We start from the raw sequence: 12,839 nt of genomic DNA, 5'->3' as shown, positions 1-12,839 counted from the left end.
GGGATCCAGCCCGTCCCGGATCCTTCATGGGCTCCCGCCGCCGGGTCGGGTCAGCGCACCGCGCTGTCCCCGTCGGTGAGCCGCGCGATCGGGGCGGGCGGGGACGCGGCCGGAAGGACGACGCGAAGCAGCGCGCCACCGCGTGCGGAGCGGGCAACGGTGGCCCGGCCGCCGTGGGCATCGACGACCCGCTGCACGATCGACAGCCCCAGACCGGAACCCGGCAGCGCCCGGGCGCTGTCGGCACGGTAGAACCGGTCGAACACCCGCGGTACGTCGGCGGCGTCGATGCCCGGCCCGGCGTCGTCGACCTCGAGAAACGCCGACTCACCCTCGGCACGGAGCCCGACCTGGACCGGCTGGCCCGCGGGGGACCACTTGCCGGCGTTGTCGATGAGGTTGAGCACCGCCCGCTGGAGCGCAGCGGGACGCCCGCTCACCCAAACGGAGGTCACGTCGAGCGCGACCTCGATGTCGGGCATGCGGGAACGCGCCCGGGCCACGGCGGCCTGCACCACGTCGGCGAGGTCGAACAGCTCGGTGCTCTCGTCGCTGACGTCACCGCGCGCCAGGTCGGTCAGCTCGGCAGCAAGGGTGCTCAACTCGGCCACCTGGGCGCCGAGATCGTTGAGCAGCCGCGTCCGGCTCTCCGGCGGCAGTGCGCTGTCCAGGGTGCCGCGCCGATCGAGCCGGATCAGCAGCTCGACATTGAGGCGCAGGCTAGTGAGCGGGGTCTTGAGCTCGTGGGCGGCGTCCTCGGCGAGCAGCCGCTGGGCCAGCCGGGACTCCCGGAGCGCGGCGAGCATGTCGTTGATCGACTGGATCAGCCGCCGGATCTCCCCACCGCCCTCATCCGGGATGTAGGCGTCGAGATCCCGGGTATGCGCGACACGTACCGCGGCGGCGGTCAGCCGGTCGATCGGTGCCAGTCCGGTCCGCGCCACGCTCCGCCCGACCACGGCGCCGCCGGCCACACAGAGCAGCCCGATCAGCAGCATGCCGAATCCGAGCTGGTTGCTCGGGCTGTCGGCGACGCCGGCCACCTGAACCGCGCCGTCACCCGCCCGCAGCGTGTAGATGAGGTAGCCGTCGTCGTTCGACTCCATCAGGTCGGCCGACGCGCCCTGCGCCACGCGCCCGGCGTGCTCGCTGACCGGGGGCAGCGCCGGTTGGCCGGCCGGCGTCCGGATCGAGCCGTCGGGCAGGATGATCCGCACCAGCCGACCGGAACCGGGATACGGCGGTAGCTGGACCCTCGCAAGACCGGCGCGCTCCGCGTCCGCCGCCGGGACGCGGGAGTCGGCGCGTAGCTGATTCTCCGCGGTGGCCCGCAGCTGCCCGCCCACTAGCTCGATGGCCACCTGGAAAGCCGCGAACACGCTGACCCCGATGGCCGTCGCCGCGATCACCGTCAGCCTGGTCCGCAGGGACCGCCGGCGCCACCACCGGGTCAGCCGGCGCGGTCCCCAGCGGGTGTGCCTGCTCACGGAGGAGTCTCCCGCAACGTGTATCCCAGCCCGCGCAACGTGTAGATCAATCGCGGCTCACCCTCAGCCTCCATCTTGCGGCGCAGGTAACTCACGTATACCTGGAGGTTGTTGGCGGTGGCGCTCATGTCGAAGCCCCAGATCGCCTCGAACAGCGCGTCGCGGGTCAAGAGCCGGGTCGCGTTGCGCATGAGGACCTCCAGGAGAGAGAACTCGGTCCGGGTCAGGCGAAGCGGCCGCCCGCCCCGCCACGCCTCGAACCGGTCGGGATCGAGCCGGACGTCGGCGAACGACAGGAGCTGCGACTCCCCGTCGGCCGGCGTGCGCCGGCGCAGCAGGGCCCGCACCCGGGCCAGCAACTCCTCGGTGGCGAACGGCTTGGGCAGATAGTCGTCGGCACCCGCGTCCAACCCGGCGACCCGGTCGGAGACCTGATCCCGGGCGGTCAGCATCAGCACCGGCAGATCCCTGCCCGCCGCCCGTAACCGCCGGCAGGTCTCCAGCCCACCGAGGCGGGGCATCATCACGTCGAGGATCAGCAGATCCAGCGTGTCACCGCCGGCCCCACCGACCCCGTCGAGCACGGCGAGACCGTTGGCGACGGTGCTGGTGTCGTAACCCTCGACCTGGAGCACCCGCTCCAGCGACTCACGGATGGCCGCCTCGTCATCCGCGATCATGATCCGCACGCCCGCCCACCCCTCCAGCCGATGCTTTTGCCGCTCATCCTCCCCGAGCAACCTGAGGCCAGTATTAGAGCCGTCGCCGCTGCGGTGCCCGCGGGCCGTGCTCTTACATGCCTAAAGCTTGGCACCGGACCTTCCCGGTCCGTCGCCCAATACTCCAGCAGGAGATCCGTTTAGGGTTCTGTGGGTGCTTGTCGGCGTAGTGGCTGGTCTTGGCGGCGGCTTGGTGCCGCCGTCTGGCACGGACCAAGGCGTCGTCCCAGCTGGCCCGGGGCGATCAAATCCTGCATGCCACCAGGACCGTCATCGCCGGCATGCTTCGCGATCGTCCAGCAGTTCTTGACCGGCAGCGGCGCCAGCAGCCCGGCCGCGAAGTCCCGGACCCGGCGCCGGCTTTCCGGCCGGGCGAAGCGTGCCTCGTTGACGACAGATCATCCGTAGCAAACCCAGGCGCTTCGGCCGCATCAATCGCGCGTACTATTCTCGGCTATGAGCGTGGACTCACCGAGGCCGACCGACGGCCACGCAACGTAACACTCCCGGCAGCCGGCGCGCTTTATCGGCGGCAAATCCGGACGCCTCGCCCGCGCTACGCCGGTTCCCGTACGCCACCCTCCTCGCCGTCATCCGGCAGCGGCTCGACCGGGGCGTCCGGCAGCTCATCCGGCGTATCCGGCAACAACTCGCCGGCATCGTCCGGCGCGGACTCGCCGGGATCGATCGGCGGATACTCGTCAGGGTTCAGGCCCGGCAACGACATGACCCCATCATCGGTCACGAAGCGTTCGAACGCTCCTCGGCACACCGGCAAAGGCCGCCGGCCACTTCAGGCACCGCGGCCCCCGCCGACACGCGACGGCCACGTCTACCCACCGAACGCCCGTCTGACCGACGCCGCAAACACCGGGGTCCGAGTACCGGAGGCGGCGGCCGGCAACAAGGGCGGCCCGGCCTCGGCGGAGGCCGGACCCCGGCGATTTGCTATTCGCAGGCCTCGTAGCGGTCGACGGCGGCGCCCAGTTGGGCGAACTTCTGGGTGTACTCCACCGGGGTGGTGCCGGCGGGCGTGGCCGGGCGGCCCGGGTCCTGGTACTGGTCGCCCAGGTTCGAGATCACCGAGATGACGTAGTGCCGCTTGGCGAAGCCGGGACGGTTGCGGACGACGCCGACGTCGGCTCCGGTGTTGTTCACCCAGCCCGGCTTGTGGGCGAAGGTGACCTCGGCGTCCGCGTTGCACGGGCGTACGTCCTGGCCGAACTGGTTGCCGGCGACGTTCATGGTGCCGTCCGGGCCGATCCAGCGGCCGGCGGTCAGCTGCGGAATGCCCACGGCGGGATATGCCGCGCCACAGAAGTTGGTGGTGGACAGCATCCAGTTCCAGCCCTGCTGGCCGAGCTCGGACATGAACAGCGCGCGCGACGCGGCGCTGAGCACGTTCCGGGTGACGGCGGTGCCGTCCGGGGCGGTCCACAGCGTGCCGGCGCCGCCGTTGACGATGGTCAGCAGCTTGGCGGCGTCCAGCGAACTCATCGTGATGTCGTTGGCCCAGTGGCCGCCGTTGACCGGGTTGGTGCCCTTGAGCTGCAGGGTTTCCAGGCCGAGAGCCTGGAACTGCTGGTTCAGCCCGTCGATCGCGCCGTGGTCCCAGAGCATCTTGATCAGAGCGCAGCTGGCGGCGTTCGACGACTGGGTGAGCGACGCGTCGATGTACCCGCGGATCGTGTTGCTGCCGGCGTCGCCGCAGAGCGAGCTGATCGCCGTGGGCTGGTACTGGTAGGTGTCGTCGAGTGAGATCACGCCCTGGTCGACCAGGCGCAGCACCCCGAAGTTGACCATCAGCTTCAGGGTCGACGCCGGGTACGGCAGCATGAAGTCGTAGGCGGCGTTCTCGCGGCCGGCCACCACGTCGATCGTGCCCTGGGCGTGGTTGGTGTACCACCCGGCGTCGTCCCACTGGCGCCACCGCACGTCGCTGGTGTGCAGGTCGCTGTCGAGCGGCACGATCTGGCCGTGCGGGTACTGCGGGCTCATCAGCACCAGGGCCGAGCCGGTGACCCGGCCGGCGTTGTCCAGCTCCAGCACGGTCGCGTTGATCTGCGGCTGTTGCGAGATGGGCTGCGCGGCGGCGGCCACCGTGGAACGTCCGGCGACGGCGTCCTTGTCGACCGTCCGGACGGTGAGGGCGGACGCGGTGCGGGGCGCGAGGTCGAGCACCTCCTGGAACTTCAGTCCGTCCATGGTCTGCCGCAGGAAGTCGGCGAGTGCCGGGCGCCGTGCCGTGCTCGCCTGAACCGTGCTCGCCTGCGCAGTGGTCGCGGCCATGGCCACCCCGGCCGTCACCACCGCTACCGCGGTGAGGGAAATCAAACGGATCTTCCGCACTGATTCGGCTCCGCTCTCTTGTAGACGTCAGATCCTGGTGAACCTATCGAGCCCGATCAAGTTGCCGGGGAGCGCAGGACACCGTTTCACCGGCCTCCTGCGGGGTACGCCCAGGTGATGCGCCTTTCCGTCAACGGGGTCGAGCACGATCTCGCTCTGGACCCGCGGACCACCCTGCTGGACGCGTTACGCGAGCACCTCGATCTGACCGGCGCCAAGAAGGGCTGTGATCACGGGCAGTGCGGTGCCTGTACGGTCCTGCTCGACGGGCGCCGGGTCAACAGCTGCCTGATCCTGGCGATCGCGCAGCAGGACGCGCAGGTGACGACCATCGAGGGGCTCGGCTCGGCGGATGACCTGCACCCGGTGCAACGGGGTTTCCTCGACCACGACGGTTTCCAATGCGGGTACTGCACGCCGGGACAGATCTGTTCGGCGGTCGGCATGCTCGACGAGCTGCGGCAGGGCCGGCCGAGCGCGGTCACCCCGGCCGGCGGTGAGGCCGACCTGCTCAGCGATGCCGAGATCCGGGAGCGGATGAGCGGCAATCTGTGCCGATGCGGGGCCTATCCCAACATGATTCCGGCGATCCGGCAGGCGGCCGGCCAGTGAAGACCTTCTCCTACCGTACGGCCGGGACATCGTCGGACGGCCTGGCGCCGGACGCGGTTTTCCTGGCCGGTGGCACCAACCTGGTCGACCTGATGAAGTTGGGTGTGGCCACTCCGGATGTGCTGGTCGACGTCACCAAGCTGCCACTGGGCGACGTGACGGAGTTGCCCGGCGGTGGTCTCCGGATCGGCGCAGCCGTGCGGAACAGCGACCTGGCGGCCGATTTGCGCGTCCGTGATTGCTATCCCGTTCTGAGTCAGGCCCTGCTGGCGGGCGCATCCGGCCAGCTGCGCAACATGGCGACCACGGGGGGTAACCTTCTCCAGCGCACCCGCTGCCGCTATTTCATGGAACCTTCCATGCCGTGCAACAAGCATGCGCCGGGCTCTGGTTGTCCCGCTCAGACGGGTGATCACCGCAATCTGGCCGTTCTCGGCGGTTCGCCGGAGTGCGTCGCCACCCACCCGTCGGACATGGCGGTCGCGCTCGCGGCGCTCGGGGCGGTGGTGCGGGTCGACGGGGTGGCCGGCGAACGAACCATCCCGGTGACCGAGCTGCATCGGCTTCCCGGCGATCACCCGGAGCGCGACACCGTGCTGGAGCATGGAGAGCTGATCACCGCGGTGGACCTGCCCGCGTTGCCGTTCGCGGCCCGGTCGGCGTATCGCAAGGCCCGCGACCGGGCCTCCTACGCCTTCGCCGTCGGCTCAGTGGCCGCCGCGCTCGACGTCGAGGACGGGCTGGTCCGCGACGTTCGCCTGGCTTTCGGTGCGGTCGCGCCCAAGCCGTGGCGCGCCTTCGCCGCCGAGGAGGCGCTGCGTGGACGACCCGCGGTCCATCAGTCGTTTATGGACGCCGCGGACGCGGAACTCGCCGCGGCCCGGCCGTTACGGGACAACGCGTACAAGATCCCGCTGCTGCGCAACCTGACCGCCGCGGTTCTGACGCGGCTGGCGGAGGAGGTCCGATGACAGCGACGGTGCCCGGCGCGGTGGGCGCGGCGTTGGCGCGCCTGGAAGGGCCGGAGAAGGTCACCGGCGCCGCCCGGTACGCCGCCGAATATCGGCAGGAGGACGTGGCGTACGGCTGGATCGTCCACTCGCCGGTGCCCCGCGGACGGCTCAACGCCGTGCTGGCCGACCCGGCCGCGGATGCCCTCGCCGTGCTCTGGCACGGCAACGCCCCGCGGCTGGAACCGGCCGACGATCCCGAACTGGACGTGCTCCAGTCCGACCGGATCAGCTATCGCGGGCAGCCCGTCGCCCTGGTCGTCGCGGCCACGCTGGAGGAGGCTCGCCGCGCGGCCCAGGTGGTGCAGTTGGACATCGCGGCCGAGGAGCACGACACGGTGCTGCGGGCCGACCATCCCGGGCTCTATACGCCGGAGAAGGTGAACCCGGCCTTCCCGGCCGACACGTCGCAGGGGGACATCGAGGCCGCGCTGCGCGACGCGCCGTTCACGGTCGATGTCACCTACCGCACGCCGGCGCTGCACAACAACGCGATGGAGCCCCACGCCACCATCGCACGCTGGGACGGCGATGACCTCGTGCTGTTCGACTCCAACCAGCATCCGTCCGGAATCGCGGCGGCCGTGGGCACCGTCTTCGGCCTGCCGCCGGAACGCGTGCACGTGGTGACCGAGCACGTCGGCGGCGGCTTCGGCTCCAAGGGCTCGGCCCGGCCCAACGCCGTGCTGGCGGCGTTGGCGGCGAAGGTCGTCGGCCGCCCGGTCAAGGTGGTGCTGCCTCGGCAGGCGATGTTCAGCCTGGTCGGCTACCGCACGCCGACGATCCAGCGGATCCGGCTCGGCGCCGGACCGGACGGCGTACTCAACGCCATCGACCACGTGGCGATCGAGCAGACCAGCCGGCTGTACGAGTTCGCCGAGCAGACCACGGTCGCGACCCGGCACATGTACGCCGCCGCCAACCGCCGGACCGGGCACCGTCTGGTCCGCCTTGACATGCCGACGCCGCGATGGATGCGCGCCCCCGGCGAGGCGCCGGGCATGGTCGGGCTGGAGTGCGCGATCGACGAGCTCGCCGAGAAACTGGACCTCGACCCGATCGAGCTGCGCATCCGTAACGAGCCGCCGGTCGAGCCGGAGAGCGGCACGCCGTTCACCAGCCGGCACTTCGTGCAATGCCTGCGCGAAGGCGCCGAACGATTCGGCTGGGCCGGCCGGGATCCGCGCCCGCGGCAGCGCCGGGAGGGTGACTGGTGGATCGGCACCGGCGTGGCCGGAGCTATCTATCCGACCATGGCCCAGCCGTCGGCCGCGCGGGCCCGGGATCTGGGCGACGGCTCCTTCGAGGTGTCGATCGCGGCGGCCGACATCGGCACGGGCGCGCGCACGATTCTGGCCCAGATCGCGGCGGACGCGCTGGGCGTACCGGTCGAACGGGTGCGGATACGCATAGGTGACAGCACGTTGCCGAAGGCGTCGGTCGCCGGTGGTTCCTCCGGAAGCGCCTCGTGGGGCTGGGCGGTGACCGGCGCCTGCCGCGAGCTGCGTGACTCGGGCCGCGCCGAGGCGGTTTTCGACAGCACCGAGCAGGTCAATCAGCAGGAGAAGGACGGCCGGCACGCCTTCGGCGCGCACTTCGCGGAGGTACGCGTCGACGCCGTCACCGGCGAGGTCCGGGTGTCCCGGCTGTTCGGCATGTACGCGGCCGGCCGCATCCTGAATCCGCGCACCGCCCGCAGCCAGTTCCTGGGCGGCATGATCATGGGGATGGGCATGGCCCTGCACGAGGAGGGTGTCCTCGATCCCGACATGGGTCAGTGGGTCAATCACGACCTCGCCGAGTACCACATCCCGGCCCATGCCGACGTCGAGTCGATCGACGCCGAGTGGCTCGACGAGCAGGACGAAAAGATCAACCCCATGGGCAGTAAAGGCATCGGCGAGATCGGCATCGTCGGCTCCCCGGCCGCGATCGTCAACGCCGTCTGGCACGCCACCGGCATCCGCGTCCGTGACCTGCCGGTCCGGCTCGACAAGCTGCTGGCATCCTGAGGCCATCCTTCTCTGAGGGCAACGCGCCCAGACGCCGACTGGCGAGGCGAGCGTCCCGGCGGTGTGGATCAGTAAGCCCACGCCGAACACGAGCGCGGCAGCACCCCCGGTCATCGTTGCGCTACGGACCGGCTGACCATGAGTAGCACTCTGGCGATACCGCTTCCCCAAACCCTATCGCATCGATAGGCTCCATAGATGACCGAGCATGTTGACGAGGCGACGTACGACCGGCTCCGGCTTCGGCAATGGCAGGCCGGAACGGCACAGGGCTTCTCCCGGCGTACCTTCCTGGCTCTGGCCGCGGCGGCCGCCGGCGGCGCCGCGCTCGGCCCGCAAGCAGCATCGGCCGATGCTGCCGGGCCGATCGTCAAGCCGCTGCCGCCCGATCTGTTCACCGTTTTCGGCTCGAACGCGGAGATGCGCTGGCCGGCCATGCGCGATCAGGGATATCTGGTGCCGGTCGACCGGTTCTTCGTCCGCGACCACACCAGCACGCCGATCATCGACGCCGGAACGTGGCGGCTGACCGTCGACGGTACCGGGCTGCGTGGCGGGCCGGCCGAGTTCAGCCTGGCCGATCTGCGCCGGCTGCCGCACGAGACGGCGATCGCGGCGGTCGAGTGTGCGGGCAACGGGCGCAGCTTCTTCACCACCCAGCAGGGCCAGGCCGTTACCGGCACCGCCTGGCGGCTCGGCGCGGTCGGCGTCGCCCGCTGGCGCGGCGTACGCCTTTCCACCGTCCTGCACCGCGCCGGCCTGTCGGGCCGCGCCGTCGACGTCATGCCCTCCGGCCTGGACCCCAACTATGTGACCGGCGGCGTCGACCTCGGTCCGGTCCGTCGGCCGATGCCGGTCGGCAAAGCGCTGCACGACGTCCTTCTGGCCTACGAGATGAACGGGGAACCGCTGCTGCCCGACCACGGCCACCCCGTACGTCTGATCGTCCCGCACTGGATCGGCGTGTCCTCCATCAAATGGGTCGGGCGGATCGAGGTCTCCGACCAGCCGCTGTTCTCGCCCTGGAACACGCAGTTCTACCGGCTCTTCGGACCCGGCTACCCGATCGACGGGCAGCCGTTCGACCGGCAGGTCATCAAGAGCGCCTTCGAACTGGATTTCGGCGCCACCGTCGAGGCCGGACGAACCGTACGGCTGAGCGGCCGATCGTGGTCGGCCGGCGGTCCCATTCGTCATGTCGATGTCAGCACCGACGGTGGTCAGCGCTGGCGCCGTGCCCGTTTCGTCAGTGCCAGCCCGGCCGGCGCGTGGCAGCGCTGGGAACTTGACTGGCAACCTACCGAGGGGGAGCACCAGCTGCTGGCCCGGGCAACCGACGTGCATGGCAACACGCAGCCCGACAACGCCCGCTACAACACGCTCGGCTACCTGTTCGACGCGGTGGTTCGTCACCCGGTCACGGCAGTCGCGGCGTGACTCAGCCGCCAACGCATGGGTGGCGCCGCGTCAGGCCAACAACCGGTACTGCCCGAACAGGGTGTGGCGGCGCAGCTCGAAGCCGATCGAGCGGTAGAGCCGGATCGCCGTCGAGTTGGCGGCGCCGGTATGCAGGAACGGTGTCTCACCGCGGGCCCGGATGCCCGCCGCGACCGCCCGGACCAGCCGGGCGGCCAGGCCGCGGCCTCGATACGCCCGGTCGGTGCAGACCGCGCTGATCGTGTGGTGGGTAGCCCGGTAACAGGCGGGGGAGTAATCGGTGGACCTGGTCGGGCATCCGCATCGCGGGAAATCCGGCACTTGATCGGGTGTGAAGTCAATGGCGCACCGTAACTGTTCGCTCGAATGGAGTGGCTGGGCAATTTTTGGTATGCATGACTCATGCATACGAGCAATGTTGTAGTCGCGTGGGTGTTCATGGTCCAGGATCGGCTCCGCGAGGAGATGCGACGCCTCGAGCTGGAGCAGCGCGACCTGGCGGCCTTGACGCTGGTCGCCGCGTATGAGGACTGCTCGCAGGACTGGTTGCGGGCCAGGATCGAGCTCACCCAGTCCGGTACGGTGCGGCTCATCGACCGACTCGCCGGGCGAGGGCTTCTCGAGCGTGGCCGATCGTCGGGACGCGTGGTACCGCTACGTCTGACCGCCGCCGGATCGACCCTGCTCGGCCAGTGGTCGCAGGCCCGGGACCAGGCCATCGCCTCGGTCCTGGACGTTCTGCCCGAGCAGGTCCGCGCCTCGATGGTGCAGGGCATGACGCACGCGCTGCTGGCCCGGCCGCGGCTTCGCGTCGAGGCCGACGCGACCTGCCGGGCCTGCACCTGGCCCGCTTGCAGCACCGACTGCCCGGTGGACCGCAGCGTGGCGCCGGTGCCTTCATGACGATCAGCGCGGTGGCCGGGTCGCCGACGCGTGCACCAGCTGGGGTATGGCAGGTGGCCGGGGTCGGGCTTCTCGCCAATACCGCTGACAACGCCCTACTGCTCCTGGTGCTGTGGATCGCCGGACCAGGGGTGGAGCGGCATCAAGACCGCCCTGGTCGTCCTCGTTCTGCGGGTGCCGGCGCTGTTCTTCGGCCGGCTCGTCGGCCGAGCGGTCGACCTCTGGGGGGCCCGGCTCGTCGCTCGCCTGGACCTGACCGTCCGCGGTGTGTCGCTCCTGTTCCTGCTGGGCGCGGGCCTGATCACGGGCGGCCTGCCGCTGCCTGTCGTCCTCGTCGCCGGTAGGCTCTCGGCGGCGGTGAGCCCGGCGACGTACGCCGCAATCCGCTGGTCGGTCCCGCGCATGGTGCGTCGCGAACAACTCGGGCGCGCCAACACCGTCGTAGGTCTCGGCGAACAACTCCCGCTGCTCGCCGGCGGTGCGCTGGTCGGGCCGGCATTGGCCTGGCTCGGGCCGGTGGTCAGTGTCGCCGTGCCCGCCGTCATGCTGCTGGTCGCTGCCGCGCTGGCAGGCCGCCTACCCACGGCCGCGCCCACCGCAGTAGCAGACAAGGCCACGTCAGTCGATCCCACCCGGGACGCTCGCCCCCGGCCGCGCCTCCCTCGCCGAGTGACCGCGCTGATCCTGCTGTCCACGGCGTACTACCTGGCCTACGGCCCCTTCGAGACGGCCATGCCCGCCTTCGTCCGCGATCGGCTGCACGCCAGCCCCAGTGTGTACAGCCTGGTGTGGGCGGCTTTCGGCCTGGGCGCGGTGGCCGGTCTCGCGGCTGCCCCGATGCTGGCCCGGCGGCGTCCAGGCCTGGTCAACGCGCTCGGCGCGACCGTCTGGGGCCTGGTGATGCTGCCCGTCGCGGTTGTCGGCACGGTTCCCGGCGCCACCGTACTGTTCCTGCTCGGTGGTGTTGTCTGGGGCCCGTACACCACGGTCGAGGCCGGCGCGATGCAGCGCTGGACGCCGCCGTCGCGCCACGGCGCCGTCTTCGGGCTGCAACGCGCCCTGCTCGGCACCGCCGCGCCGACCGGCGCTGCGGTAGGCGCGGTGGCCATCCAGTACACGGCACCACAACTCATACTGGCGATCAGTGCGGCGCTCTGCGCAACCGCGGGTCTGCTCGCCCTGGCCCACCCAAGCCTGCGCCGCACACGGTAGCCACGCGAGGCGCCCTCGATGACCGGCATGAACTTCGTCTCTCCGGATTTCGCTGAGCGCCTCCACAATAGACGATCATGGGTCTTGAGAATTGAGCGCCCCGACGAACGTCCGTCCACTGCGGACGGTGCTCGCGGAGCCCGGACTCCTCACGGCCGAGATCGCCTCGATCGTCGGCCGGCTGGGATTCTGTCTCTGGAGCTCGGTCGCACTGCTCTACACCGCGCTCCCACCGCGCGTTGCTGTTCGCCGGTGTCGTCCTTGCCGCAGCGTCGGCGCCGCCGACTGCGGCCGTGATGCGTTCCCTCTGAATCGCAGCTCGTCCACAGAGGACACGGGACGGATGCAGTCGGTCGAATCGGTACTGAACCAGCCCTGCTTGGTCGCGGCTCCACCGGTCGTCGGGTTCGTCGTCGGTTCGCGATGGCCGGCCGCCGCACCGATCCTGGCCGCGGCCGCGGTAATCGGCGGCGCCGGTGCGATGTGGGGCCGGCACTCGCGTCCGGTGGCTGCGGGTGCGGATGCGGCGCGGTCCACCGTGCCGGCGCGCAGGCCTGCCACCGGCCGGCTCGTCGCCGTCTTCGCCCTGATCACCGGGACCTCCATGGTCAGCGGCGTCTACAACGTCGCGGCTGCGGCCCGCTTCGGCTCCGGACACGGCTCCGTGGCGACACCGGGGACGGTCATCGGCGCCGCCGCCCTCGGCTCCGTCGTCGGCGGACTGCTTTACCCGCGGCTGCAGCGGCGGATCGGCCTCGCCCAGCGGTACCCGGTGTTGGCCGCGTTCTGGGCTGCGGGCCTATGGTTGCTGGCCGCCGCTCCGAACCCGGTGACCGTACTGGCCGCGGCCGCGGTGAGCGGCCTGCCCATCGCCGGTCTCGGCGCGGAGGAGTTCAGCGCGGTCGGGCGGATCAGCGGGCGCCGGTCGCCCGTGCTGTACGGTCTGGCCAACACCTTGTGAGCGCCGGGGTCGGTATCGGTGCGGCCGACGGGGCTCACCTGGCCGCCGGAAGGGTCGGCGGTGCCGTCCTGCCCGGTGTCACCGCCACGGTCCTGCTCGCGGCAAGCCTGGTGCTGTGGCGCTCAATGGTTGTGGAG

General features: G+C 70.7%; 12 protein-coding genes and 1 pseudogene. 7 read left to right on the top strand and 6 right to left on the bottom strand.

Annotation, left to right across the window (positions count from 1 at the left end):
* Nucleotides 1–50: 50 nt before the first annotated feature.
* The 5 genes and pseudogenes from ACIA5C_RS00505 to ACIA5C_RS00485 all read right to left on the bottom strand — a co-directional run bounded on the left by ACIA5C_RS00505 (nucleotide 51) and on the right by ACIA5C_RS00485 (nucleotide 4,555).
* On the bottom strand, nucleotides 51–1,487 hold the full coding sequence (locus tag ACIA5C_RS00505) for an ATP-binding protein (protein ID WP_396049752.1): 1,437 nt from the start codon (nucleotides 1,485–1,487) through the stop codon (nucleotides 51–53).
* A complete protein-coding gene (locus ACIA5C_RS00500; RefSeq protein ID WP_396051981.1) occupies nucleotides 1,484–2,167 on the bottom strand; it encodes a response regulator transcription factor in 684 nt (227 codons plus the stop codon). Before ACIA5C_RS00500 ends, ACIA5C_RS00505 begins: the two co-directional genes overlap by 4 nt.
* A gap of 244 nt (nucleotides 2,168–2,411) precedes the next feature.
* Nucleotides 2,412–2,586, bottom strand: a pseudogene (locus ACIA5C_RS00495) (IS701 family transposase); the annotation flags it as partial.
* A gap of 176 nt (nucleotides 2,587–2,762) precedes the next feature.
* Nucleotides 2,763–2,933, bottom strand: a complete 171-nt coding sequence (locus ACIA5C_RS00490; protein WP_396049750.1) for a hypothetical protein — start codon at nucleotides 2,931–2,933, stop codon at nucleotides 2,763–2,765.
* Between the two features lie 221 nt (nucleotides 2,934–3,154).
* A complete protein-coding gene (locus ACIA5C_RS00485; RefSeq protein WP_396049748.1) occupies nucleotides 3,155–4,555 on the bottom strand; it encodes a serine hydrolase in 1,401 nt (466 codons plus the stop codon).
* A 117-nt stretch (nucleotides 4,556–4,672) separates the two neighbouring features.
* Between ACIA5C_RS00485 and ACIA5C_RS00480 the strand changes: the two genes are divergently transcribed.
* From ACIA5C_RS00480 to ACIA5C_RS00465, 4 genes are all read left to right on the top strand, one after another.
* A complete protein-coding gene (locus ACIA5C_RS00480) occupies nucleotides 4,673–5,167 on the top strand; it encodes a 2Fe-2S iron-sulfur cluster-binding protein (RefSeq protein ID WP_396049746.1) in 495 nt (164 codons plus the stop codon).
* Nucleotides 5,164–6,138, top strand: a complete 975-nt coding sequence (locus ACIA5C_RS00475) for an FAD binding domain-containing protein (RefSeq protein ID WP_396049744.1) — start codon at nucleotides 5,164–5,166, stop codon at nucleotides 6,136–6,138. The genes ACIA5C_RS00480 and ACIA5C_RS00475 overlap by 4 nt, the downstream gene beginning before the upstream one ends.
* A complete protein-coding gene (locus ACIA5C_RS00470; RefSeq protein ID WP_396049743.1) occupies nucleotides 6,135–8,189 on the top strand; it encodes a xanthine dehydrogenase family protein molybdopterin-binding subunit in 2,055 nt (684 codons plus the stop codon). The genes ACIA5C_RS00475 and ACIA5C_RS00470 overlap by 4 nt, the downstream gene beginning before the upstream one ends.
* Before the next feature lie 198 nt (nucleotides 8,190–8,387).
* Nucleotides 8,388–9,626 (top strand): sulfite oxidase, encoded by a 1,239-nt coding sequence (locus ACIA5C_RS00465; protein ID WP_396049741.1) that lies wholly within the window; start codon nucleotides 8,388–8,390, stop codon nucleotides 9,624–9,626.
* A 30-nt stretch (nucleotides 9,627–9,656) separates the two neighbouring features.
* Here the strand turns inward: ACIA5C_RS00465 and ACIA5C_RS00460 are convergent, their stop codons facing one another.
* Nucleotides 9,657–9,947 carry a GNAT family N-acetyltransferase gene (locus tag ACIA5C_RS00460; protein ID WP_396049740.1) on the bottom strand — a complete coding sequence of 97 codons (291 nt, stop codon included), beginning with the start codon at nucleotides 9,945–9,947 and terminating at the stop codon, nucleotides 9,657–9,659.
* Between the two features lie 81 nt (nucleotides 9,948–10,028).
* Between ACIA5C_RS00460 and ACIA5C_RS00455 the strand changes: the two genes are divergently transcribed.
* From ACIA5C_RS00455 to ACIA5C_RS00445, 3 genes are all read left to right on the top strand, one after another.
* Nucleotides 10,029–10,529: a MarR family winged helix-turn-helix transcriptional regulator gene (locus ACIA5C_RS00455; protein WP_396049738.1), complete on the top strand. Its 501-nt coding sequence runs from the start codon at nucleotides 10,029–10,031 to the stop codon at nucleotides 10,527–10,529.
* A gap of 30 nt (nucleotides 10,530–10,559) precedes the next feature.
* The gene (locus ACIA5C_RS00450; RefSeq protein WP_396049736.1) at nucleotides 10,560–11,741 is read left to right on the top strand and encodes an MFS transporter; all 1,182 of its coding nucleotides are present in this window, start codon (nucleotides 10,560–10,562) and stop codon (nucleotides 11,739–11,741) included.
* Nucleotides 11,742–12,084: 343 nt separating this feature from the next.
* A complete protein-coding gene (locus ACIA5C_RS00445) occupies nucleotides 12,085–12,702 on the top strand; it encodes a hypothetical protein (protein WP_396049734.1) in 618 nt (205 codons plus the stop codon).
* The last annotated feature ends 137 nt before the right edge of the window (nucleotides 12,703–12,839 follow it).

It is taken from the genome of Actinoplanes sp. NPDC051343 (assembly GCF_044455125.1).
Classification (GTDB): Bacteria; Actinomycetota; Actinomycetes; order Mycobacteriales; family Micromonosporaceae; genus Actinoplanes.
The sequence above is the reverse complement of the archived record's forward strand: the minus strand, read 5'-3'. Positions and strand labels throughout refer to the sequence as shown.